Origin of the sequence: Saccharopolyspora hattusasensis (assembly GCF_050972075.1) — a bacterium.
GTDB lineage: Bacteria > Actinomycetota > Actinomycetes > Mycobacteriales > Pseudonocardiaceae > Saccharopolyspora > Saccharopolyspora hattusasensis.
On record NZ_JBPCDC010000001.1, the window covers coordinates 3,051,187 to 3,074,678 of the forward strand.

General features: G+C 67.9%; 22 protein-coding genes and 1 pseudogene. 12 read left to right on the forward strand and 11 right to left on the reverse strand.

Going from position 1 to position 23,492, the window contains the following annotated elements; all coding sequences use genetic code 11:
• Positions 1–74: 74 nt before the first annotated feature.
• A complete protein-coding gene (locus ACRXBZ_RS13755) occupies positions 75–1,259 on the reverse strand; it encodes an MFS transporter (RefSeq protein ID WP_433879462.1) in 1,185 nt (394 codons plus the stop codon).
• A 97-nt stretch (positions 1,260–1,356) separates the two neighbouring features.
• Here ACRXBZ_RS13755 and ACRXBZ_RS13760 point away from each other — a divergent pair, with 97 nt between their 5' ends.
• Entirely contained in the window at positions 1,357–1,611 is a 255-nt protein-coding gene (locus tag ACRXBZ_RS13760) for a hypothetical protein (RefSeq protein WP_433879463.1), read from the forward strand.
• Between the two features lie 287 nt (positions 1,612–1,898).
• On the opposite strand, the gene ACRXBZ_RS13765 is transcribed toward ACRXBZ_RS13760, so the two are convergent.
• The 3 genes and pseudogenes from ACRXBZ_RS13765 to ACRXBZ_RS13775 all read right to left on the reverse strand — a co-directional run bounded on the left by ACRXBZ_RS13765 (position 1,899) and on the right by ACRXBZ_RS13775 (position 4,907).
• Positions 1,899–2,309 (reverse strand): hypothetical protein, encoded by a 411-nt coding sequence (locus ACRXBZ_RS13765; RefSeq protein WP_433879464.1) that lies wholly within the window; start codon positions 2,307–2,309, stop codon positions 1,899–1,901.
• Between the two features lie 362 nt (positions 2,310–2,671).
• The gene (locus ACRXBZ_RS13770) at positions 2,672–3,403 is read right to left on the reverse strand and encodes a DUF6319 family protein (RefSeq protein WP_433879465.1); all 732 of its coding nucleotides are present in this window, start codon (positions 3,401–3,403) and stop codon (positions 2,672–2,674) included.
• A gap of 58 nt (positions 3,404–3,461) precedes the next feature.
• A pseudogene (locus ACRXBZ_RS13775) lies at positions 3,462–4,907 on the reverse strand (flavin-containing monooxygenase).
• Between the two features lie 84 nt (positions 4,908–4,991).
• Here ACRXBZ_RS13775 and ACRXBZ_RS13780 point away from each other — a divergent pair.
• The 5 genes from ACRXBZ_RS13780 (at position 4,992) to ACRXBZ_RS13800 (ending at position 8,685) form a co-directional block, all read left to right on the forward strand.
• Positions 4,992–5,603 carry a TetR/AcrR family transcriptional regulator gene (locus tag ACRXBZ_RS13780; RefSeq protein WP_433879466.1) on the forward strand — a complete coding sequence of 204 codons (612 nt, stop codon included), beginning with the start codon at positions 4,992–4,994 and terminating at the stop codon, positions 5,601–5,603.
• 468 nt (positions 5,604–6,071) lie between these two features.
• Entirely contained in the window at positions 6,072–6,905 is an 834-nt protein-coding gene (locus tag ACRXBZ_RS13785) for a hypothetical protein (RefSeq protein ID WP_433879467.1), read from the forward strand.
• 260 nt (positions 6,906–7,165) lie between these two features.
• On the forward strand, positions 7,166–7,417 hold the full coding sequence (locus ACRXBZ_RS13790) for a hypothetical protein (RefSeq protein ID WP_433879468.1): 252 nt from the start codon (positions 7,166–7,168) through the stop codon (positions 7,415–7,417).
• A 498-nt stretch (positions 7,418–7,915) separates the two neighbouring features.
• Positions 7,916–8,044: a hypothetical protein gene (locus tag ACRXBZ_RS13795; protein WP_433879469.1), complete on the forward strand. Its 129-nt coding sequence runs from the start codon at positions 7,916–7,918 to the stop codon at positions 8,042–8,044.
• Between the two features lie 191 nt (positions 8,045–8,235).
• Entirely contained in the window at positions 8,236–8,685 is a 450-nt protein-coding gene (locus ACRXBZ_RS13800; protein WP_433879470.1) for a MurR/RpiR family transcriptional regulator, read from the forward strand.
• Here ACRXBZ_RS13800 and ACRXBZ_RS13805 read toward each other — a convergent pair.
• The gene (locus tag ACRXBZ_RS13805) at positions 8,672–10,888 is read right to left on the reverse strand and encodes a 3-hydroxyacyl-CoA dehydrogenase NAD-binding domain-containing protein (RefSeq protein ID WP_433879471.1); all 2,217 of its coding nucleotides are present in this window, start codon (positions 10,886–10,888) and stop codon (positions 8,672–8,674) included. The two genes, ACRXBZ_RS13800 and ACRXBZ_RS13805, sit on opposite strands and share 14 nt — an antisense overlap.
• Before the next feature lie 14 nt (positions 10,889–10,902).
• Positions 10,903–12,117, reverse strand: coding sequence for an acetyl-CoA C-acetyltransferase (locus tag ACRXBZ_RS13810; RefSeq protein ID WP_433879472.1), 1,215 nt, complete (start codon positions 12,115–12,117; stop codon positions 10,903–10,905).
• A 222-nt stretch (positions 12,118–12,339) separates the two neighbouring features.
• On the opposite strand from ACRXBZ_RS13810, the gene ACRXBZ_RS13815 reads away from it, so the two are divergent.
• Entirely contained in the window at positions 12,340–12,768 is a 429-nt protein-coding gene (locus tag ACRXBZ_RS13815; protein WP_433879473.1) for a hypothetical protein, read from the forward strand.
• Here ACRXBZ_RS13815 and ACRXBZ_RS13820 read toward each other — a convergent pair.
• From ACRXBZ_RS13820 to ACRXBZ_RS13840, 5 genes are all read right to left on the reverse strand, one after another.
• Entirely contained in the window at positions 12,743–13,039 is a 297-nt protein-coding gene (locus ACRXBZ_RS13820) for a hypothetical protein (RefSeq protein WP_433879474.1), read from the reverse strand. The genes ACRXBZ_RS13815 and ACRXBZ_RS13820 overlap by 26 nt on opposite strands.
• A gap of 69 nt (positions 13,040–13,108) precedes the next feature.
• Entirely contained in the window at positions 13,109–13,477 is a 369-nt protein-coding gene (locus ACRXBZ_RS13825; protein ID WP_433879475.1) for a hypothetical protein, read from the reverse strand.
• 1,061 nt (positions 13,478–14,538) lie between these two features.
• Positions 14,539–15,858, reverse strand: a complete 1,320-nt coding sequence (locus ACRXBZ_RS13830; protein ID WP_433879476.1) for a (Fe-S)-binding protein — start codon at positions 15,856–15,858, stop codon at positions 14,539–14,541.
• Entirely contained in the window at positions 15,858–17,114 is a 1,257-nt protein-coding gene (locus tag ACRXBZ_RS13835; protein ID WP_433879477.1) for an FAD-binding oxidoreductase, read from the reverse strand. Before ACRXBZ_RS13835 ends, ACRXBZ_RS13830 begins: the two co-directional genes overlap by 1 nt.
• Positions 17,114–18,598 (reverse strand): FAD-linked oxidase C-terminal domain-containing protein, encoded by a 1,485-nt coding sequence (locus tag ACRXBZ_RS13840; RefSeq protein WP_433879478.1) that lies wholly within the window; start codon positions 18,596–18,598, stop codon positions 17,114–17,116. Before ACRXBZ_RS13840 ends, ACRXBZ_RS13835 begins: the two co-directional genes overlap by 1 nt.
• Positions 18,599–19,045: 447 nt before the next feature.
• Here ACRXBZ_RS13840 and ACRXBZ_RS13845 point away from each other — a divergent pair, with 447 nt between their 5' ends.
• The 5 genes from ACRXBZ_RS13845 to ACRXBZ_RS13865 all read left to right on the forward strand — a co-directional run bounded on the left by ACRXBZ_RS13845 (position 19,046) and on the right by ACRXBZ_RS13865 (position 23,455).
• Positions 19,046–19,372 (forward strand): hypothetical protein, encoded by a 327-nt coding sequence (locus tag ACRXBZ_RS13845; RefSeq protein WP_168585170.1) that lies wholly within the window; start codon positions 19,046–19,048, stop codon positions 19,370–19,372.
• Complete coding sequence (locus ACRXBZ_RS13850; RefSeq protein WP_433879479.1) at positions 19,369–20,538, forward strand: WXG100 family type VII secretion target; 1,170 nt, start codon at positions 19,369–19,371, stop codon at positions 20,536–20,538. The genes ACRXBZ_RS13845 and ACRXBZ_RS13850 overlap by 4 nt, the downstream gene beginning before the upstream one ends.
• 22 nt (positions 20,539–20,560) lie before the next feature.
• Positions 20,561–21,325 carry a hypothetical protein gene (locus tag ACRXBZ_RS13855; RefSeq protein WP_433879480.1) on the forward strand — a complete coding sequence of 255 codons (765 nt, stop codon included), beginning with the start codon at positions 20,561–20,563 and terminating at the stop codon, positions 21,323–21,325.
• Between the two features lie 23 nt (positions 21,326–21,348).
• Positions 21,349–21,864, forward strand: a complete 516-nt coding sequence (locus ACRXBZ_RS13860; RefSeq protein ID WP_433879481.1) for a hypothetical protein — start codon at positions 21,349–21,351, stop codon at positions 21,862–21,864.
• Between the two features lie 766 nt (positions 21,865–22,630).
• On the forward strand, positions 22,631–23,455 hold the full coding sequence (locus ACRXBZ_RS13865) for a transposase family protein (protein ID WP_433879482.1): 825 nt from the start codon (positions 22,631–22,633) through the stop codon (positions 23,453–23,455).
• The last annotated feature ends 37 nt before the right edge of the window (positions 23,456–23,492 follow it).

Here is a 23,492-nt window from a genome sequence, read left to right on the forward strand (position 1 = left end):
ACGCGGCAGGACCGGCCCTGCATTTGCGGTGAACGCCGACGGCAGCCGCTGGTGACAGGAAGGTTCCCTTGCTCTCAGCTCCGCCTGCGGCGGGCGGTCGTCAGGGGGATGCAGATGGTGATGAGGATCGCCGCGACCGCGAAGGTCGTCGGGTAGCCGGACAGGGTGACCAGGGCGCCGAAACCGATGGCGCCGAGGCCGTGGCCCGCGTCGTAGGCGATGTTCCACGCGGTGCTGGCGGGCCCGGACTCGGTTCGTTCGAACATCACGACCAGGGTGATGTTCTGCACCGCACCGAACCCGGCTCCGAAGGCGGCCGCGCCGAGCAGGGCGAGCGGGTCGGCTCCCCACGCCGCAACCGCGAGCAAGCCCGTGCCCAGGCCTGCCAGCAGCACGGCGGGGACCAGGACGCGGTGTTGGCCGAGCCGGTCGCCTAGCTGTCCTGCTGCCCACCGGCCCAGCATCGCGGATGCGCCGAAGGCCATCAGCGCGGCTGGGACCACCGACCCGGCGACTGCCAGCGGCAGGAACGCCGTGAGCCCGCCAGCCGCCACCGCTGCAGCGGTCATGACGATCCAGGACGGCAGCAACGCGAGGGGGAACGTGGAGGTGCCCGAGCGCTGCGCGGGTTTGGCCCGCACCCGCGACATCCCCAGCACGGCAGCGGTGGCCGCCGCGGGCAGGGCACCAGCGATCCAGAACAGCGGGCCGAATCCGATCTGCTGCGTCAACCACACGCCAGCGGGGAGGAACAGAACGTTTGGCAGGCCGACCGACAACCCGTAGAGCCCAGCCGCCCGGCCGCGTTGCGCAGCGGGTACGAGCTCGACCACCAGCGCTGCGCCGGTCACCGTGAGGAGGCCGAAGCCGACTCCTCGCATGCTGGAAACACCGAGCAGCAGCCACAGGTCGCTGGACAGCGCGTACAACGGGGTCGGCAAGCCGATCAGCATCGTGCCCGAGGCGAAAGCAACGCGGTGGTCGATGCGTTTGAGCAGCCATGGCATGCCGAGCTGGGTCAGAACTGTCACCAGCATGAAAACGGCGTTGGTCGCGCCGGCCGCAACCTCACCAGCACCGCCCGTTACCGCCCATAGCGGGAGGACCGGAAGCAGCAGCACGTATCCCGCAAACCCGCCGACGGTCGCTACCAGCAGATGCCGAAAAGACCGATGCTGCAACGCTGTTGTGTCCTTGACGCGGGGTTCTTCCGGGATTCGCACCAGTTCTTGATAGGCGTGCAGCCAACTTTTGTCCATCCGGCTCCAAGAGTCCGAGATGCCCACTCATGGCCGATTGTGGCTTTGGTCGTGATCGGTTTGGCTGGGGCGTCACGGCGACGGCGAGGAGTTCTGCATGAACCGGATGCGCGTGCTGACCCTGGCAGCCGACCGTCCGGAGTACTCCAAACAGCTCAACGTGGCCGCATACAACGCGCTGCAGGCCGCGGCCAGCAAGACCCCCGACTTCGGCGACATCATCCTCTACCCGCAGGACATCAACCTGCCGGGCACCGGACTCGGCGCGTTCCAGCTCAACGGCAGCGGCGTGGTGCTGTTCGGTGCGCGGCCAGCCCCAGACCCTCGGCGAGCAAGCATCGCGGGATGCTGACCCGAGCGGTCTACATCGGACTCGAAGGGATCCTCTCGTCGGTCGCCAGCGGCCAGGCCGGCCACTCGACCCGCCGCCTACGACCGGAACCCGCCGACCGACCGCGGCCAGCAGACCATGACGGCGACCACCGACATCGAATCCCGACCAATCGATCAGCCGTGAGCGGCGCTCGTCGACTGCATCCGCGCATCGCGAGCGCCGCTCGTCTTACGGACACCATGGAAAAGACCTGGTCGCGGTAGGTTCCCTGGGTGGTAGGTGACAGGAAGGTTCCCATGCTCACATCAGCTCCCCCGACGGGACTGGGGTTCGGGCGCTGCTGATCGTTTGTTGGCGCATGCCGCTGCCGCTAGGGCCAAAGCCGCGAGTGCGAAGGTGACGGTGCTGAAGGCGGATACCGCTGCAGGGCCGCTGGTTGGCGCCAGATCCAGGTAGACCGTGCCGAAAACAGCGACTCCCACCACCCCGCCGATCTGCAGGATTGTGTTGAACAGTCCACTCACGTCAGGCGCGTGGCGGGTTTCGACGATGCTTGTCACGTGGTCGAGCGTGGCGCTGAACGCCGCTCCATACCCCAACCCACCGAGGCCGAGCAGGGCGATCAGCAGGCCCCCGTTGGACGTGACCGGCCACCACCGGCAAGCGCCAATCCCGGCGAATGCGGTGGCGAGCAGCAGGCTTCCGATCGGTGCCACCGGTCTCCGGAGGTAGGCGGGGCAGTCGGCTGAGCAGCTGACCCGACACTCCGAAAGCCATCACCCAAGACACCAGGACCAGGCCCGAGTAGGCGGCCTCACCACGTCCCTGCTGAAGGCCCGATGCGGACAGGTCATCGCGGATCGACGGCGCGGCGATGGCTATGTCCACATTGCCGAGGACAATCCCGCCCAGCAGCGCGGCGAGCTGCCAGTTGGACCCGCGCACCTGTGGTGCCGGTCCGATCAACGAACCCCCTCTTCACCACGACCAGGCTTCTTGCCTGACATGAGTGAATCGGAGGACGAGGACCGATGCTGGCGAGCTTCGGACGTGGCAATCCGGCTCAGCGCCGCGGGATTCAGGACCCCAGTTCGTCGAGCGCCGCCTGCGCCGCGGCGAGTTCCGCGCGCAGTTGCTCGACGCGAGCGCGCTGCTGTTCGCGGGCGGCGTCGACCAGCGGTTCCACGGCTGCCGCGACGTCGTCGTGCAGCGCCTTCGCGGCTTGGGCGACGGCGTTCGCGGCGACCGGTGTCGGGCGCACCACGCGCTTCTTGCCGGTGCTGACCTCGACGCTCCACTGACCGTCCTGGTCGGCTGTCAGCGTCACCGTCGCTCCGCCGATCGGCTTCGCCTGCCGCGGCTTGCGGCGTGGCGCCGCGTCCCCGGCCGGCTTCGCCGACGTCGAGGCACCCGCGGGAGCCGAGGCCGCAGCGGCGCGGGGCTTTGCCGGAGCCGCTGGTTTCGCCTGCTCCGCAGTCGGCTTCGCCCGTCCCACCGGCGGCTTCGCCGGTGGAGCGTCGGCCATCCGCGGCTTCGCCGCGGGCTTCGCGGGTGGCTCGGGTGGTGCCGCTTTCTTGCGGGGTGGTTTAACCTTCGTGACCTCGGTGGCCGAGAAGGACAGCACGTCCTTCGATCCGGCCGGGCGGACTTGGATGAAGTCGCCTTCAGCTGGTTCGCCGAGCGCGACGACCTTGCCGGATCGGCCTTCCGGGACGCCTACGGCCGAACCGGTGAACCACACCGTCGGGGTGGTTCCGGTGCTCAGTTCTTCGCGGAGTTCACGGAGTTCGTCGGACGACAGCGGTGACATCGCCGCCCCTTGCTCAAGGGTGAGCCCCGGTCGGGGCTGCTAGACAGTGACGCCACCACTATATCGAACGCCCGTGCGAAGCTTCAACGGGATTGGCGGACCGTCGTCCGTAGTCGGCCAGGTCCGCCTTCCGGGTTCGCAGCCAGTACTTCCAGGTGAATCCGGGCCGGATCGTGCGGTTGACGCCGTTCTCGTCGAGGTACCAGCTCCGGCAGCCACCGGCCGACCACACCGCGTCGGCGAGCGCGGTCTGGATGTCGGAGTTGAAGGAGTCCTGCACCGACTGCCGCACGTCGATCTTCCCCAGCTTGCCGCGGCAGACCGGCCGCAGACAGCTGAGCACATAGTTGATCTGCGACTCGATCATGAACACCACGGAGTTGTGGCCGAGCCCGGTGTTGGGCCTCAGCAGGAAGAGCTTGCGTCCGTCGCCGTCGACGATGCTCAGGTGGTCGAACGCGTCGGCGACGTGGAAGCCGGTACCGTAGGTGATCGCGTCGACAGGGTGCTCCTGTCCGTCGCCAGTCAGCACGGATTGCGGCCTGACCTCGGCCACCCCAGTGGTCATCACGTCTACATTGGACAGGTTCAGCGCCGGGTAGTCGATACAGAGCAGGATCCGCTTGCAGCCCATGGCGTCGTCCGGCGTCACCGCGGCGCGCAGCCTCGGGTCTTTGACGGCCTTGCGGACGTAGCGCTTGGTCAGCTGCTCGACGAACTTGCCGAGGCGGCGGTTGAACACCGCGAAGTAGCGCGCTTCCGGCACCCAGTACAGCGCCGCGCGGGCAGCCCGCTGGACCAGTGGAGCGTTGCGGAAAAGGCGCTGCACCGACTCCGGGATGGGCCGGTCCGGTTTTGGCTGGACCCACGGCGGAGTGCGCTGGACAGCTGCAGTTGAGAGCCTTCTTGGCGATGCGCGGCACGAACTGGATGGCGCTGGCATCGGCGCCGATCACCGCGACCCGCTTGTCTCAAGGTCGTAGTCGTGGTTCCACTCGGCAGAGTGGAACACCTCACCCTCGAAGCTCTCCAGGCCGGGCAGTTCCGGGTAGCTCGGGATGCGCAGGGCGCCGACGCCGGACATCAGCGCGCGACCGAATTACTCAGTTCCGTCCGCGGTGGACACCGTCCAGGTGCCCTTGCACTCGTCGTATTCGGCGCCGGTGAACTCCACGCCATAGTGGTGTGGCCGCGCACCTGGCATTTGTCCGCGCAGTGCTGCAGGTAGTCGGAGATTTCGCCCTGCCTGGCGAACATCCGGGACCAGGACGGGTTCTGCTCGAATGAGAAGGAGTACATCAGGGACGGCACGTCGCAGGCGCAGCCCGGATAGGTGTTGTCCCGCCAGGTGCCGCCGAGGTCTGCGGCCTTCTCCAGCACGATGAAAGTCGCCGATCCCGGCTTGCTTGAGCCGGATCGCCATCCCGAGCCCGGAGGAACCGGACCCGACGATGATCACCGTGGTCTGGTAACTGCGCTGGCCCCGCGTTTGCCGTTGCGCCATCAGGTCCTCCTCCGGACCCCAGCATGACCAATCTACTCAACAGTAGCTTACTGTGGGTAGGTTACTTACGGTAGGGTAATTTTCGTGGAGACGCAGCAGGCACCGATCACCGGACGCAAGCGGATGCCCCGAGCCGAGCGGGAACGGCAGATCCTTGCCGTCGCCGAGCAGGTGTTCGCAACAGACGGCTACCAGGGCACGTCGATGGACGACATCGCGGCGCGGGTTGGCCTGTCCAAGCCGATGCTGTACGAGTACTTCGGTTCGAAGGAAGGGCTGCTGCTCGCCTGCCTGCAGCGGTCCAAGCGCGAACTTCTGGAAGCCACCACGGTCGCGGCTGCCGGCGCCGACACCCCCGAGCAGTTGCTGCACGACTGCTTGCTGGCGTTCTTCAAGTTCAGCGACGAACACACCCAGGCCTGGGCCCTGCTGCGCAACGAGTCCGCGGTCCCGAGCGCATCGGTGAGCACCGAACTGGAAGCGATCCGGACGCAACAGGTGGAATTCACCTCCGGACTGCTCGGGGCCGCGCGCCCAGACCTCGATCCGGTGCGGCTGGAGGCGTTTACGGAGGCGATCATCGGCGCCTGCGAGCGGCTCGCCCTGTGGCGGGACCGCCGCCCGGATATCACCGCGGAGCAAGCCACGAGCCACCTGATGGAACTGTTCGCCCCCAGCCTCACCCCGGACCTCTGACACATCCGGCCGCCCCGACACGCACAGGAAACCCACCGCGCATCCGGGCTCGCCTTGGAGCAAGGGAACCTTCCTGTCACCCGCGTGCCAATAGCTCCCGGCGTTTCCGCAGCAAGGGAACCTTCCTGTCACCTAACGCCTGCCAGCACACCTCTCGTGCCGTTGCAGCATGGGAACCTTCCTGTCATCCCCACCGGACGCCGTCCCGCGTTTCCGGAGCATGGGAACCTTCCTGCCATCCGCCGAGCGGGGCGCCATTTCCGGTGCTTGCCGGCGCCGGTCCCCGAGGGGCTCCGGACGCGGGCCCGAGGCGGCGGTTTGCAGGATTCTGTCGCTCAGTGAACGCCGTGAGTCTGCGTGAAACCCACTCGTTCAGGCGATTGGGTTGGGTATGGGCTCAAGATCGGCAGAGGGGTCTCCGATACCGAGTCAGCCGTGCCAACACGTCAGACCCAAGGAGAACAAATCTTGCGCCCCTGGACCACGCGCAAAGTGAAGGCAGCCGTTGTGGCCGCGGGGTTCGCCGCAGTCGGGACCGGTGCCACCGCTACCGCGGAGAGCACCGCCCTCCCGAAGCCGGACCTGTCGTCCGTTCCGGACCAAATCGGGGTCCTCGCCCCGTTGAACGCCTGCCAGCTGCAGGACGGCCCCGGGTACGGCCCGACCAAGGCTCCGTGCGCGGACACCGAACTGCACGTGAACACCCAAAACCTGGTCAAGAAGGTGGGCGCGGACATCACGACCACGGCCCACGGAATGGGCGGCGAGTTGCGGGACGGCCGCCCGCTGCTCGCCCCTGGAAAGCCGAACCAGGTGCTCGGGCATGTCTTCGCCGAGACCACCCGCGTCGAGCAGATGACCAAGACCCGGCCGGTCGTCGGTGGTTCGGTGGTCCCGAACCACCTCGGCGTCGTCACCGAACGCGTACCGAACGCCGCTTTGCTGGACACCGAGGTCGGCCCGCGCGAGCCCGGCCACCAGGGCACGTCGGCGCTGGACACCGCGATCGACCTGACCGCCGCCCAGGGCTACGAGACGGAACCGCTGGCCAACCCAGTCGGTGCCGTTGCTCCCGTCTTGCAGAACGACCTGCGCCCCGGTGCACCGGTCGCCCTGCCGCAGGCGGCGAGGCTCCTGCCAGCGGTCGGCAAACTTCCGGTGACCTCCGAGCTGAACGGCGGCTTGGGCACGGCGGCGAACGACCTCACCCAGCAGGCCACCGGTCGCCTCCCGCAGGCTCCGGTGCACCGGATCACCGGGCAGCTCCCGACGATCGACAGCGTCACCCGCCCGCTGCGCTGATCGACGATCCGATCGAGTGGTCCCGGATTTGGCTCCGGGGCCACTTTTTCGTTCTCCTGCAACGCTCGAATAACGCCCACATTGGAATAAATCACTCCATGGTGGGAACTTGTGCGGAAACACACGATTCGGTTCGACTTCGCCGATGGCCTCGCGCAGACTCTGCCGCGCGGTCGCCTTCGTACGGGGCGTCTTCCCGCGATTTCCCGGCGTCGCGCGGTATGACCGGCTGAATGTTCAGTCACCTAAGGAGAAGCACAGTGCGTATCGGTGCAGCGATTGCTGGTGTTGCCACGACGGCCGCGGCGATGATGGCAATCGCCGCCCCGGCCTTCGCCGACAGCGCGAACAACCACGGCGTCAACCTGCTGGACGACAACAACGCCAGCGCCGTCCCAGTGCAGGCCTGCGGCAACAACGTCGCCGTCCTCGGCGCCGTGGTGTCGCTGCTGTCGCCGCAGATCAACAACTGCGTCAACGCGCCGGCCGTCGACCACCCCAAGATGGGCTGATCACGGCCAGCCGGAAGAGGCGCCGGGACCGTGCGGTCCCGGCGCCTTTCCCGTTGGGAGCTCAGGATTTCCGGATCGCGTCCAGTGCGGTGGTCAGCTGCGCGAGCGCGTCCTCGATCCAGGGCAACGCGGTCGGGTCGCCGCTACGCAGCGTCATCAAGGAAGCACCGGTCCGGCAGCATGGCCGCCGCGCTGGACACCTGGTCGCCGTTGCGAGATCGCGGTAGATCTCGTCCGAGACAATGGCGATCTGTTTCGGCGCTGGCAGGATAGCCGATGTTGGCGAGCTCCGGCAGCACGGTCAGCTCCGCACCGTCGTCGGCTTCTTCGTGCACCCGCTAGGCGAAACGCTCGGCGTTCCCGGCGGGTCCAGGTATTCGATCTCGCCCTGCACGGCCGCTGCGGTTAACTTGGCACGCATCTGGTTCCCTCCGTCCTATGCGGACACCGGCGTGGGTTCGGCGATCCGGGCGCGGTGCCGCGGTCAGCAAGCTGACGGTGACGGTGACGGTGACGGTGACGGTGACGGTGACGGTGACGGTGACGGTGACGGTGACGGTGACGGTGACGGTGCAGTTCAGCACCATGTCAACCAATCCGGTGCTCAGTCCAAAGATGACGTTGTGACCCGGTGGTGATCAGGGCGAACGCGAACACCTCGCCGACGAGGACGCCCGCGATGACACCGGCTTTGGGCACCCGCGGCCAGGTCAGCGACAGCAGCACCGCCGGAAAGAACTGGCTGACGCCCGCATCCGAGCTGGCCGGGGAGGACCACCCATCCACCTCGCGCACACCAACGCCCACCTGCGCTGGCCATGGCGTTCGACCAGGCACCCTTCCTGCTGGGTTACCTGCTGGGCATGGTGCGCGACGACGTCGCGACGCTGCCGCAGAACCCCGGCATGCTCACCGACGAACTGCGCCGCGTCCGCGACGGGGACTGCTTCGTCGCGCTCTCCATCCACCGCTACAGCGCGGACACGGTGCGGGCCTTCGGCTGGGCGAAGCGCCGGGGCGCGACGGCCATCGCGCTCACCGACAACCCGGCCTCGCCCCTGGCCGGCGACGCCGACCACGCCTTCTACCTGGACACGACCGGGGTGTCGGTGCAGCGGTCGCTGACCGCGTTCACCTCGGTCGTCCAGGCGTTGACCACGGCCGTCGCCGCCGTCCAGGGCAAGCCGGCCCGCTCCGCGCTGCTGGTGGAGGAGGAACTGCTCGACGAGTTCGGCGTCTACGCCGGCTCGCGCATCACGCCGCCGTAGCGGCGACGATGGCCGGGTCGGGTTCACCGAGGTCGAACGGCTCCCCCGCCTCGGCCCGGTGGACCAGCGAGGCCGGCGGCTCGAACCGCTGCCCGTAGCGTTCGGCCAGTTCCCGGGCGCGCGCGACGAATCCGGCCAGCCCATCCGGGTAGCCGTTCATGTACTGCACGACACCGCCGGTCCAGGCGGGGAACCCGATGCCGAGGATCGATCCGATGTTGGCGTCCGGGACCGACCGCAGCACGCCCTCGTCGAGGCACTTGACGGTTTCCAGCGCCTCCACGAACAGCATCCGCTCCGTGAGGTCGGTCAGGCTCACCTCGGCCGGATCCCGCTCGGCCGTGCCGAAGTGCTCGACCAGGCCCGGCCACAACCCGACCCGCTTGCCGTCGACGTAGTCGTAGAAACCGGCGCCGCTGGAACGGCCCTTGCGGTCGAACTCGTCGACCATGCGGTCGAGCACCTGCTCTGCCGGATGCGGGGTCCAGGTTCCGCCGGCCGCCTCGACGGCGCGCTTGGTCTCGTCGCGGATCTTGCGCGGCAGCGTCAGGGTCAGCTCGTCGAAAAGCTGCAGGACGGGCGCCGGGAACCCGGCCTGCGCCGAGGCCTGCTCGATGGACGCCGGGTGCACGCCTTCGGCGAGCATCGACACGCCCTCGTTGACGAAGGTGCCGATGACGCGGCTGGTGAAGAAGCCGCGGCTGTCGTTGACCACGATCGGCGTCTTGTTGATCTGCTGCACGACATCGAACGCGCGCGCCAAGGCCCGCTCGCTGGTGTGCTCGCCGCAGATGATCTCCACCAGCGGCATCTTGTCGACCGGTGAGAAGAAGTGCAGGCCGATGAAGTCCTCGCGGCGGCGCACACCCTCGGCGAGGCCGGTGATCGGCAGCGTGGAGGTGTTGGAGGCGATCAGCGCGTCGCCTTCGACGACGTCCTGCACCTCCGCGTACACCTGGTGCTTGATCTTCGGGTCCTCGAAGACGGCTTCGATGACCAGGTCGCAGCCGGCCAGCGGTTCGAGCTGGTCGGTGGGCGTGATCCGGGCCAGCAGCTCGTCGGCCTTGGCCTGCGTCGAGTGGCCCTTGGCGACGGCCTTCTCCAGCAGCTTCGCCGAGTAGTCCTTGCCTTTCCCGGCCGCGGCCAGCGAGATGTCCTTGAGCACGACCTCCATACCGGCCTTGGCGCACACGTAGGCGATACCGGCGCCCATCATGCCGCCGCCTAGCACCGCGACCTTCTGTGCCCGCCACTCGGGTTCACCGGCTGGGCGGCTGCCGCCGGAGTTGATGTGCTGGAGGTCGAAGAAGAACGCCTTGCTCATGTTCTTGGCGGTCTGGCCGCAGACCAGTTCCACGAAGTAGCGGCCCTCGATGGTGAGCGCGGTGTCGAAGTCGACCTGCGCGCCTTCCACCGCGGCGGCCAGGATGTTGCGCGGGGCCGGCAGCGGCGCGCCCTTGAGCTGCTTGCGGAGGTTGGCGGGGAACGCCGGGAGGTTCGCGGCGAACTTCGGGTTCGACGGTGTGCCGCCGGGAATCTTGTGCCCGGGCCGGTCCCACGGCTGTGCGGCGTCGGGGTTGACCTTGATCCATTCCTTGGCGGCGGTCAGCAGCTGTTCCGGCGTGTCGACGAGCTGGTCGACGATGCCGATCTCCGCGGCCTTCTCGGGCCGCAGCCGCTGGCCCTGCAGCAGCACGTTGAGCAGCGCGTCGGCGATGCCGAGCAGGCGGACCGTGCGGACCACGCCGCCGGCGCCGGGCAGCAGGCCGAGGGTGACCTCGGGGAACCCGAAACGGGCCTTGGGGTTCTTCAGCGCGATGCGGTGGTGGCACGCCAGCGCGATCTCCAGGCCACCGCCGAGGGCGGTGCCGCCCAGCGCGGCGACCACCGGCACGCCGAGGGTTTCGAGGCGGCGCAGCTGCCGCTTTACGCCGGTGATGGTCTCGGCGACCCGTTCGGCGTCGCCGGGCCGGGCCTGGACCAGCTCGCGGAGGTCACCGCCGGCGAAGAAGGTGCTCTTCGCGGAGGTTAGGACGACGCCGGTGATGTTGTCGCGCTCGTCCTCCAACCGCTGCACGGTTTCCGCCATGCTGCGCTGGTAGCGCTCGTTCATGGTGTTGGCCTGCTGTTGCGGGTCGTCCAGGGTCAGCACGACGATGCCGTCGGCGTCGGACTCCCAGCGGATGGTGTTCTGCTCGCTCATGTGTGATGTGTCCTTCAGCCGATCCGTTCGACGACAGTCGCGATCCCCATGCCGCCGCCGATGCACAGCGTCGCCAGGCCGTAGCGCAGGTTGCGGCGTTCCAGCTCGTCGATGAGGGTGCCCAGGATCATCGCCCCGGTGGCGCCCAGCGGGTGGCCCATGGCGATGGCCCCGCCGTTGACGTTGACGTTGTCGTGGCTCACGCCGAATTCCTTCATGAACTTCAGCGGGACCGCGGCGAAGGCCTCGTTGATCTCGATCAGGTCGATCTGGTCGATGCTCAGGTCTGCCTTGCCCAGCGCCTTGCGCACCGCCGGGCCTGGCCCGGTCAGCATGATCGTCGGGTCGGCGCCGCTGAGGGCGGCGGCGACGATCCGGGCGCGGGGGCGCAGCCCGGTGCGTTCGCCGAGGGCTTCGCCGCCGATCAAGGCCAGCGCGGCACCGTCGACGATGCCCGAGGAGTTCCCGGCGGTGTGCACGTGGTCGATGCGCTCCACCCAGTGGTACTTCTGCAGCGCGACGGCGTCGAATCCGCCGAGCTCGCCGATGTCGGCGAAGGACGGCTTCAGCCCGCCGAGGCTGTCGACCGTGGTGTTCGCGCGGATGTGCTCGTCCCGGTCGAGGACGGTGCTGCCGTTGCGGTCGGTCACCGGCACCACGGAGCGGGCGAAGCGGCCGTCGGCCCAGGCCTTGGCGGCGCGGTTCTGCGACTCGGCCGCGTAGGCGTCGACAGTGGTCCGGTCGAAGCCCTCGATCGTGGCGATCAGGTCGGCGCCGATGCCCTGCGGCACGAAGGAGGTGGCGAAGTTCGTTTCGGGGTCCATCGCCCAGGCTCCGCCGTCGGTGCCCATCGGCACCCGGGACATGGATTCGACGCCGCCGGCGAGCACGGCGTCCTCCCAGCCGGAGCGCACCTTCTGGGCGGCGATGTTGACCGCCTCCAGGCCGGAGGCGCAGAAGCGGTTGAGCTGCACACCGCTGACGGTGTCGGGCAGGCCCGCGGCGAGCGCGGCGGTCTTGGCGATGTCGCCGCCCTGGTCGGCGACGGGCGAGACCACGCCCAGCACGATGTCGTCGATCAGCGCGGGATCCAGCTGCGGGTGGCGGCGCTGCAGCTCTTGGATCAGGCCCACGACCAGGCTGATCGGCTTCACCCCGTGCAGCGACCCGGTGTTCTTGCCGCGACCGCGTGGTGTGCGGATCGCGTCGTAGACGAACGCCTCGGACATTTGTGGCGTGCCTCCTCGTTGCGGCAGGTGCTCCACTCAGAGTGTGACACCAACACTGTCACAGTCAAGGTGCTCTTGGCCTGCCCGCAAGCCCCTCTTATGGGGCAGATATCGGGCAAACATGCTTCACGAGCAGCTGAGCAGGTCTCCAGTCACCTGCTTCCAGTCCTACCACCTTGTCTGAGTTGGCTCACGGAGACCGGCTCGCACACACCGACTTGCATGGCGAGCAGTTTCCGCATCGGCCCGGACGGTGTGCACGTGATCGACTGGGTCTTTCCCGGCGCGGCGGCCCCGTGGATCGACGGCGCGTCTCTGGTGCTGCGGCTGGTCGAAGCGGGCCACGAGCCCGGCGCAGCGGAATCCTGGGCCGATGCCAACCTGTCCGCGTTCGCCGACGCCACCGGCGACCACCTGATCTCGTTCGCCGCGTACCTGGCGGGCATGTGGTCATACTGGGCCGCCACGAAGAACGGGCCCGGGATGCAGCACCTGGGCACGGCTCGCTCGGAACTACGCGTCATGGCGCCTGCAACAGGCGGTCGCCGCAACCCGCTGAGAACGCCCGGAAAGGCAAATCCACCCCGCACCCGGCGAACGGATGCGGGGCGCAGTGCGCTGGTGCTCAGCTCTGGTTGGAGGTCGGACTGAATGTAATCGCCAACCTGCTGGTGCCCTCGTTGTCGGGTGACACCGCGATCTGGGAGAAGTCTGTGCCGGAAGTCTGCCAGTAGTCGTCGGTGCCGGGATTGCGGATGAAGAACTGTTCACCGTCGCCAGCGGGCTCGAGCGTCCACGGCCGGGACTCTCCGCGCATGGGGTCGATGTAGGCCAACTGGTCCTTCACGTAGACACTGCCGTAGTGGGCGGTCGTTCCCAGTAGAGCCCAACGGTGCCGTCGTTGTTCACCTCGACGGTCCACACGGCTTCCTCGTCGTAGCCGGTAACGAAGGCCTTACCTAGAGAGCGTGTTTGAGGAATTTCAACGGACTCAGCGGCGGCTCTTCTGGAAAGACGCTTCGCCGCGCCCCCACAAAGTGACGTCGCTGAGCGGGCACTTGGGAAAGTCCTCCCGCAGTACCCCGGTGAGGAACGCGGCCATACCGCAGTTGTACCGGTCGAACTGGATCTCACCCCGGTTGAATACCAGGACGGGCCACTCAGCCGGGTCGTCGCTGGCGGCGTCCCAGCACATGAGGTCGGCGCTGGCGGTGACGCCCCAGGTGATCAGCAGCGGTGACGCGCCCTCCAGTTCGGGGGCCTTAAAAGCGTCCTGCCAGGTGTCCTCGGCGTTCGCCGTCTCCTCCAGCATCCCGTCGAACTGCATTGTGGGCGCCTTCGGCTCCGGCCCCAGGATCACCAGGAAGTCCTGGACGACACCGGCCCCGACACGTCCATGAACCGCTGGTAGTCGGGCGGGAACGGCCGTCCCAGTACTTGGCCATCCGGTGCCAGTCGACTACGGTGCCGCCGGCGTCCGGTGGCGGCACCAGCCGCAGTAAGGAGTCCACGTCATCTGTCGTACTCATCGGTCTCCTTGCTTCTGCGGCTCGTCAGGGCGCCGACCTAGTCGGGGTGGAGGCGTTCTTAAATTCTCAAATTGTGAACCCCTTCTCAACACGCTCCAAGCCGCGTACGTGACCTCAGGAACGACCGGCACACCGAACCACGCCGTTTCTGTTAGCACCTCCAAGAACGGCCTACCGGGCGCCCGCAGCGCTCATCAGGTCTTCCGTTGGCGCTCGGCGTTCTCGGTCCGGGTCTTGCGGTCGTGGCACTCTGCCAACAGTGATTGGGCGTTGGCGTGGTCGAACATCGCGCCGCCCTGGCTCGGGGGCAGCGAACACTTCAACGCTGTATGTCCACACAGCATTGTTCAACAACGGCGCGCCCATCTCCGGCAGTGAGCACTTACCGGCATCCACGGCTCGAGTCAGGCAAGCCAGGACACCATCGGGCGGACGTTCCTGTACACCTTCAAGGCCGGGGACGTCGTGACGCTCCACTCGTACCGCATCGGGCAGGGCGCCGCCGCCGTCCTCAGCAACTCCGACGGACGCACCGGAGGCATGGCGCACTGGGTGGACCCGGCGTAGGGTCCGACCAGCTTACTTTGGCAATCTTCGCGGAATGTACAGCTGTCCCCGGCTTCGGCCGGGGACTTTGCTGTTGGCTGGTGCGGGTCTTGTGGGCATGGGAAACCTCCGGCCGGTTCGGTTCCGGGGCTAGGCGCCGGCCCGTCTGCGCAACCAAGACCCGACCTCCTGGCGCTCGATGGCAGGAAGGTTCCCATGCTCACGTCCGGGACGACAGGAAGGTTCCCATGCTCACACCCGACGTGCCTCGGCTAGGCGGCTGGCCGGTGGTGGCGAAGTGGGTGCGAGGCCGGCGATCGGGTCGCCGACCTCGCGGGGGTGTCGTTCAGTCGCGCAGCAGGGTTTCGACGCCCTGGCCACGGATGGACGCGTCGAGCACTTGGACGGTGTGCGCCATCGCGAGGTGCTCGCCGCGGCGCTCGAGCGCGGTGCGGATCTGCATCGAGCAGCCCGGGTTCGCCGTCACCAGCAGCTTCGCTCCGGTGGCGAGGACGTTCTCGGCCTTTCGGTCGCCGAGCTCGCGCGCCGGCTCCGGTTGGAGCAGGTTGTAGACGCCAGCGGAGCCGCAGCACAGTTCGCCGCGGTTGATCTCCTTGAGTTCAAGCTCGGGGATCGCGCGCAGCAGTTCACGGGGCTGCGACCGGATGCCTTGGCCGTGCGCGAGGTGGCAGGCGTCGTGGTAGGCGATCTGCACCGGCAGCGGGTGCCGCTTCGCGACCGGTCCGAGTTCGACGAGCAGCTCGGCGATGTCCCGCACGCGCGCGGAGAAGCGCTCCGCGCGTTCGGCGTATTCGGGGTCGTCCTGCAACAGCCGCGGGTATTCCTTCAGCGTGGAGCCGCAGCCGGCCGAGTTGATGACGACGTAGTCCACTCCGGATTCTTCGAAGGTGGCGAGCAGGTCGCGGGCGAACTTGATCGCTTCCTCTTCCCGCCCCGAGTGCTCGCTGAGCGCGCCGCAGCAGCCCTGCGCCGGTGGGATAACGACGTCGCAGCCCTCGGCGGCGAGGATGCGTGCCGTCGCCGCGTTGACGTCGGGGAAGAAAGCGCTCTGCACGCAGCCGGTGATCATCCCGACGGTCGCGCGCCGCTTGCCGCGCGCCGGTATCCGGTGCCCCAGCTTCGGGGCGCGGCCGATGGGCGGCACGAGGGATTCCATCACCTGCAGCCCGTCCGGCAGTAACGCCTGCAGCCCGGACCGCTTGAGCAGGTTTCCGATGCCGAGCCGCTGGTAGAGCGCGAGCGGTCCGCGCATCGCCTTGAGGCGGCGCGGGTACGGGAACAGCGTGAAGATCGCCGTGCGCGGGAGCCGTTCCCAGCGTCCGCGCTGGTGGTTCCGCTCGACCTGCGCCCGCGTCTCGGTGATGAGCGTGCCGTACTGCACCCCGGACGGGCAGGCGGTCACGCATGCCATGCAGCCGAGGCACGCGTCGAAGTGGCCGACCATGGTGTCGGTCATGGGCTCTCCTTCGAGCCCTTCCTTCATCAGGTAGATGCGGCCGCGCGGCGAGTCCATCTCCTCGCCCCACAGGTCGTAGGTGGGGCAGCTGGGCAGACAGAATCCACAGTGGACGCAGTCGTCGACGAGTTCGCGCTGCGGCGGGTGCAGCGCGTCGAAGGCGCCCGGGCGGGCCGGGGTCTCGGTCATCAGATTCCTCCCACGAACCGACCGGGGCCGAGCCGGTGTTCCGGATCGAACTGGTCTTTGGTGCGGCGCATCAGCGCCAGCAGTCCCGGTGCGATCGGCCCCCACGGGTCGATCGCGGCATCCTTCGGCGCACGGACCAGCACCGCGTAGTCGCAGCCGGTGCGCAGTGCCTTGACGAGTTCGACGACAGCTGCGGGGTCGGTGTCGCCGGGCAGCCCGGCGTTGAGCACGCCGAGCCCGGCCGCTCCGCGTATCGCCAACGGCAGGCCGCTCGCCGCGGCCGCTTCTTGCGCGCCGCTGAGCACTCGGGGCAGTGCCGTCGGCTCCGCACCCAGGCGCAGGCCGATCCCACCCACCGGGTCGAACGGGTAGCGGCCCCACCAGGACGGGGCCTGGTCCAGCACTTCCGCGCCGTGCCCGATGGCGGCGGCCAGCTCGACCGCGCGGTCGTGCGTGGCGTTGGGCCTGCCCTCGATCTGCGCGCAGATCGTGATCGGTCCGGCGGGCTCGGGACGATCGAGCTCGATCGCGGTGGGCATCGCCTGGGAATGCCGGACGATGTCGGCTGCGGTCGCGGCCGTCGCGGGGGCGTCGGTGGTGACGGTGATCCAGCGGTGCTCGGCGGCGACCGGGTGCAACCGGAACACTGCCTCGGTGATCACCCCGAGCGTGCCGAAGGAACCGGTGTAGAGCTTGCCGAGGTCGTAGCCGGCGACGTTCTTGACGACCTTGCCGCCGGCGGTGGTCACGGTGCCGTCGGCCCGCACGACCGTGATGCCGACGAGCAGGTCACGCACCCCGCCGAAGAGGTGCCGGCACGGGCCAGCGGTGCCGGTGGCGATGATCCCGCCAAGCGTCGCGGTCGGCAGCGGCTGATCGATCGCCAGCTGCTGCCCGGCGGCGCGCACGGTGTTGTTGACCTCGGCGATCGGTGTTCCCGCCAGGGCGTGCACGACGAGGTCGCCCGCGGCGTGGTCGACGATGCCCTTGGCGGCCGACACGTCGAGCAGCAGGTCCACCGCCTCCGGAGCGCTGCCCCAGTCGAGCTTGCTGCCCGACCCCTTGGGCACCATCCGCAGGCCGTGCTCGGCGGCGACCTTCATCGCGACCGACGTCCGCTCGGTTCCGTCCACAGTGGACACCCAGTGCGGGCGGACGCCCGACACCGCGTCGGTATTCGTCGCGTCCCGCACGCATTCGGCACCGAGCGCGGCCACGAGTGCTTCGCGCGCGGCGTCCTTGGTTGTGGTGGGCATCAGAACTGGTCCGCCAATCCCGCTTCGGTCAGTGGATGCGCGCCGCGCCGGGGCCCGGGCACTTCGCCGCAGAGCCTCGGCGTCGGGAAGACCTTGCCCGGGTTGCAGATCCCGACCGGGTCGAAGGCGCAGCGTACGCGCTGCATGGTGTCGAGGTCGTCCGCGGTGAACATCCGGCCCATGTACTTGACCTTGTCCGCGCCGACGCCGTGCTCGCCGGTGATCGAGCCGCCGTGCTCGATGCACAGGTCGAGGATCGCGCTCGAGACCGCCTCGGCCCGCTCGTTCGCGCCCGGTTCGGCGTCGTCGAAGAGCACCAGCGGGTGCAGGTTGCCGTCGCCGGCGTGAAAGACGTTGGCGACCCGCACGCCGGATTCGGCGGACAGCCGGGCAATGCGGCCGAGCACCTCGGGCAGCGCGGTCCGCGGGATCACCCCGTCCTGCACGATGTAGTCGGCGCTGATGCGGCCCACTGCGGCGAACGCGGACTTGCGTCCCTTCCAGATCATCGCGCGCTCGCCGTCGTCGGCGGCGACCCGGATCTCGAACGCGCCGTGCGCTTCGCAGTGCCGCTTGACCTCGGCGAAGGTGTGCGCGACCTCGGCGGCCGGGCCGTCGAGCTCGACGACCAGCACCGCACCGGCGCCTTCCGGGTAGCCGCACTGCACGGCCTGCTCGGCGGCCTCAATGGCCAGCGCGTCCATCATCTCAATCGCCGCCGGGGTAACCCCGTCGGCGATGATCGCCGACACCGCCGCGCCCGCCTCGTCGGTCGATGGAAACCCGGCCAGCAGGGTCTCCACCGCTTCGGGTTTGCGCAGCAGCCGCACGGTGATCTTGGTGACCACGCCGAGCGTGCCCTCGCTTCCGATGAAGGCGCCCAGCAGGTCGTATCCGGGGGCTTCCCGCGCGTCGCCGCCGAGTTCGACGATGTCTCCGTCCGGGGTGACGACTTCCAGGTCGAGGATGTGGTTGGTGGTGAAGCCGTACTTCAGGCAGTGCGCGCCGCCGGAGTTCTCCGCGACGTTGCCACCCACCGAGCACACCTGCTGGCTGGACGGGTCCGGCGCGAAATAGTAGCCCTGCGCGGCGACGGCTTTGGTGACGTCGAGGTTGATCACGCCCGGTTCCACCACGGCCCGCTCGTTGGCGAGGTCGATCTCCAGGATCCGCCGCATCTTCGAGGTCACCACCAGCACGCCCGATGCGTGCGGCAGCGCCCCAGCGGACAGCCCGGTGCCGGAGCCGCGGGCGACGAACGGGACCCGGTGCTCGGCGCAGATCCGGACGATCTGGCGGACCTGCTCGGCGGTTTCGGGCAGCACCGCCACGGCGGGCACGACTCGGTAGCTCGCCAGTCCATCGCACTCGTAGGTGCGCAGCCGCTGCGGGTCGGTGATCACCGCGTTGGGTGGCAGTGCCGCGTGGAAGCGCTGCACGACTTGGTCGAGCGCCTGCTCGGCCTCGGTGCTGGTCGACTGCATGCTCAGCCTCCAGGACTTCTTCCGGATGTGGAAAGACCATTCCGGTCACGGGAACCATGGGTTGTTCACAACATAGATACAAGAGGTCGACAAGATGGCCCCGTCGTGACGGTCGAGTCCCGCACAGAACCAGGATCGCCCCCAGCACCCGCCATGACCAGAGCAAGGGAACCTTCCTGCCACCCCACCCGCAAGGCGAGCCGGGCGGCGGCGCAACACGGCCCCGCCGCCGGGCTGGCAATGACAGGAAGGTTCCCATGCTCACGCCCCCGGACCGGCAGGCGACAGGAAGGTTCCCATCCTCGCGCCGAGTGGCCCACCGCGCCGGCCGCGGCAATGAGACAGATCCACCAAGACGCCGCGAATCAAACGGAACCGGCAGCTCCTGACCGACGTCGAAACCGACAGAGAGACGACAACCAGTCAATTCACACTGAGGGAGGCGCCGTGGGCGGCGAGCTGCGGATGACGCCCGGGACCTTGTCCGGGCACGGCGGTGGCTGCGAGAGCCTGGCCGACAAGTTCGGGCAGTTGGCGCAACTGCTCGAACAGGCCCGGACCGACGACCAGTGCTTCGGCCCGATCGGCAATGCCGTCGGCATCAGCGACAAGTACTTCGAGACGCTGCAGGGCTGCCAGGAGATGGCCCAGAAGGCGCAGCAGTTCCTCGTCGAGACCAAGCAGTCCCTCGACGACACCGTCAAGGATTACAACGACACTGAGCAGCAGATCATCGAACTGCTCAACAAGGCCGGGGAGGGGCTTGCCGGATGACGGGGCCAGGGACGTTCACCGAACTGAACCAGGGCGACTCCACCCGCAAGAACTGGGCGGAGCAGACCCTGACCCGCGGCTCCTCCGCCGCCAACGCCGCGTACGGCCTCCGGGACGCGGCGGTCAACACCGACGGCGGCAGCCTCGCCGACGGCTCCGCCGCACCCGAGTGGACCTCCGCGGTCATCTCGGCGCGCCAGGAGCAGATGGAACTCCTGCAGAACCCGGGCCAGGCGCTGCTGGACAACGGCCTCGGCTTCCTGGTGTCGATCGTGATGACGCCGCTGATCGAGATCGCCGAGCAGGCCATCGGCGACCCCGAGCAGATGCGGGCCACCGGCAAGGGCTGGGAAGAGGTCGCGAAGTGGCTCGACTCGGTCGGCGAACAGGAGCCCAAGCGCGCCGAGGCGACCGCCGCGTCGTGGGTCGGCCAGGACGGCGACGCCTTCCGCAACCAGATGAACGAATTCGGCGAGGGCACCAAGGCGCTGGCCCAGGACGTCCGCGGACTCAAGGAAACGCTCGACGGGATTGCGGACATGTTCGACATGTTCGTCGAGCTCGTCATCAACATCCTGACCGAACTCATCATCAGCCTGATCATCCAGTGGCTCGCCGCGCTCGCCGCCTCGTGGATCACCGCAGGCGCCTCGGTCGGTGCCGCCAGCGCCACCACGACGGCATCGGTCGGCATCACCGGCGGCCGGATCGCCGCGCAGGTCGCCAAGATCCAGGCCCAGCTCTACAAGTGGCTCAAGAAGCTGGAAGAACTGCTCAACAAGATCCGCGAGTCCGGCCGGCTCGGCAGGCTGCTCACTCGGCAGCTCTCCAAGGGCAAGATCGAGCAGGTCAAGGATCCCAACACCGGTGAGGTGCTGCGCGAGTTCGCGACCTCGAAGACGAGCAACGTCTTCATGAAGAGCCAGGGGCTGCACAAGACCGGTGAGGAGGCGCTGGCCGCCAACCTCGCGGGCAAGGTCATCGGCGGGGCACTCGGCGGGAAGGCATCCCTGGGTGGTGCTGCCGTCAGCGGCGTGATGGAGACTGCCGAGGGACAGGCCGTGAAGGAGATCCCGAAGGCCATGTACGACGAGACCAACCAGCGGATCAGCGGGCAGCTCACTCCGGAGGAGAGCAAGTCCGCGCAGGAGAAGGGATTCTCGTGACCTCGTGGGGGCGTCGAGCTGAATGACTCTGGACCACCTGATCCTCAGCGCACGCTCGTGGTGGTGCGAGCCGAGCGAGCCGATCGTCTGGGCCTTCCCCGACCCGTACCACATCCCGCTGTTCGAAGTGGATGGTCTCGACGAGCACGGCAAGCGGCGGCGGAACATCCTGACCCGCGCCGCGTTCCAGGTGGGTTCGCTGCCCTTCCGCATCAACTCGCTGATGACCTGGGGCGATGAACCCGCCGATCAGCGCAACCTGCCCACCGCGGTGGTGGCGGCCCGGGGTGCCGACGCCACCGCGGTCAGGATGACCGGCACGCAGGGCGAGGCCTCCCCCGGAGAACTCCCCGGGGTCCTGGTGGCCACTCCCGGCCGCTTGGCGCTGCTGGAGCTGACCGAGATCCCGGAAGGCTCCAAGAACTGGTTCGATAAGGGCCTGGAGAAGATCAAGAAGGCCACCGGCCCCGCCTACCAGATCGCCGACGACTTCGCGGGCACAATGGGAAGCACGATCAACAACAAGGGCCGCTACTTCGACCACGACGGCCAGACCCGGACACCGCAGGTGGTCGAACGCGCGAACGTCGGGACCGAGCAGATCAGCGGCTACGACGTCGTGCCACGCGAATTTCGCGGGCACGACTACGACAAGGACAACCGCAGCAGCTCCTACCTGCGGATCAACTTCGCCGACGGTTCCAGGCTCGAACTGCGGATCCCGGCCGGAACCGATCCGAACCGGGTCCTCGGCCTGGTGCGCGGAAACGGGGGCGGAAGTTGGTAACAACACCGAAGGACCTCGCACAGGTGGCCGCGCAGAGCTGGCTGCGCCAGGGCGAGTCGATGCACCGGATCTTCGAACGCCGACCCGGCTTCCTGGCGTCCACAGTGGCCGGTAGCCCGAAGGCACCGCACGTGCCGGTCAACCCGGTGCCGAAGTGCGCCCAAGCGGTGTCGGCGGACTACCTCAAGCCGTCCGAGCTCGTCGCGCGCGGCGAACACGTCGGCGACGAGTGGGTGCACGACCGCGGGATTCGCGGATGGGCGACGGCCGCCGACGGCCACCAGCTCGCCGTGCAGGTCGCGGACGTGCTGGCGGCCGGCAACGGCTACGCCTGGCTGGTCACCACGACGCAGCGCATCGCCGTGGTCATCCCGGCACGATTCGTCGACCAACCCGCGGCACCGCTGGTCACCTGGTGGGAGCAGCCGCCGAACGCGGTACGCGGCATCCGGGACGTGCTGCTGGGCCGGGCGTTCTTCGGCGCGCCGTTCGCATCCATCGACTTCGCCGACGGCTCCAACCTCCTGCTCCGGCAGTAGGGCGTCACCGCCGGCGGTCAGGTGACAGGAAGGTTCCCTTGCTCCCTTCCCAGATCAACACGATCGGGGCCTTCAAGTACTGGTAGGCGGCATCGAGCTGGGCCAAGTAGTCGGTCTCGGCGAAGCTGCGGCGTTCTCAGTGGTTCACGGATGCCACCAAACCTGGTACCCCCCGGATCATGCGTTCGCCGGGGGGGACAGGGTCATGCCGGGTCTGGCGACCACGGGCGGGTTTGCACGTCGTCAGATTCGCCGGACATCACGTTCACCAATGCTGATGTGCAGCCGGTCCGCCATAGCCGTCCAACTGCAGTCGGCAATGTAAGTCTGATCGTGGGCCGTTGATTGGTTTCGACCTACGACTGTTCCCACCCCCAAATAGTCGACCACCTTTCCCTTGTGCACGACAAGGAACCCGTGCGGTCCCGCGAAGGCATCCAATTCATTAAAAGCCTCCTGGGTCTCGTCAAACAGGGTGTCACTGGCGCCCCGCAGACTGAGGACGTAACCGCGTAACGACCGTGCGGATGAGGTCGAAGAATCGTTCGAGACGACGAGGAAGCTGGCTGCCGCGAAGCATATTCGAGAATCGCCCTTGGTCGGAGTCGTACTCGGTTCTGCCGATCACTGAGCCATTCCGGGTAACGGTTGGTGACGCGCTGTGTTGATCTTGGGGTTTGGTGTGGGGCTGTCCACATGAGAGCGCGGGATCCCTGGTACGAAGTAGTCCTTCCACAGATCAACTTCGTAGGGAACCCGCGCTGCTATGAGTGTCACATACGAGGCTGTCCTGGACGTATCCGAGGACACGGTGTTGTTCTTGTCCGGGTTGTTGCATGCCGAGCGGCTGCGGCGTGGTACTCGTGCGGGACGGCGCAAGCTGAGCACCTACAAGCAGGCGGTGCTGGTGTTGCGCTGGTTCCTGGACGACACCCGGATGTCGGCGTTGGCCAGGGATAACAGGATCTCGAAGTCGACGGCGTATGAGTACCGCGACGAGGGTATCGCGGTGCTGGCGGCCCGCCGACCGACGTTGCACGGGGCGTTGCTGGCGGCGAAGATGGCGGGGCATTCGTTCGTGATCGTGGACGGGACGTTGATCCACACCGACCGGATCTCCATCCCTGGCCCGACCAAGGACGTCGATTTGTGGTGGAGCGGAAAGCACAAACATCACGGCGGCAACATCCAGGTAGTGTCCGCCCCGGACGGGTGGCCGCTATGGGTCTCCGACGTGCGGCCCGGACGCGAGCACGACATGACCGCCGCCCGCGCCGACCCCGAACTGCTGGAGCGGGTCGCCGACTGGATCAGCGAGGGCAGCCACGCCCTGGCCGATCTCGGCTACGAAGGCGCCCCGGACACCTTCACGATCCCATTCAAAAAACCCAAAGACGGGGAACTGACCGTCGACCAACAGGCCTACAACGCAGTCCACGGCGCGCTGCGCTGCCTAGGCGAACGCGCCAACTCACTACTCAAAACCACCTACAAAGCACTACGCCGCCAACGCGGCTGCCCCTGGCGCATCGGCACCATCGCCGCAGCTGCCCTGGTCCTGCTCCACCACGAACACGCCCGCACCACATGACCATTACAGAAGATGATCACACAAAGCAACCAAGGGT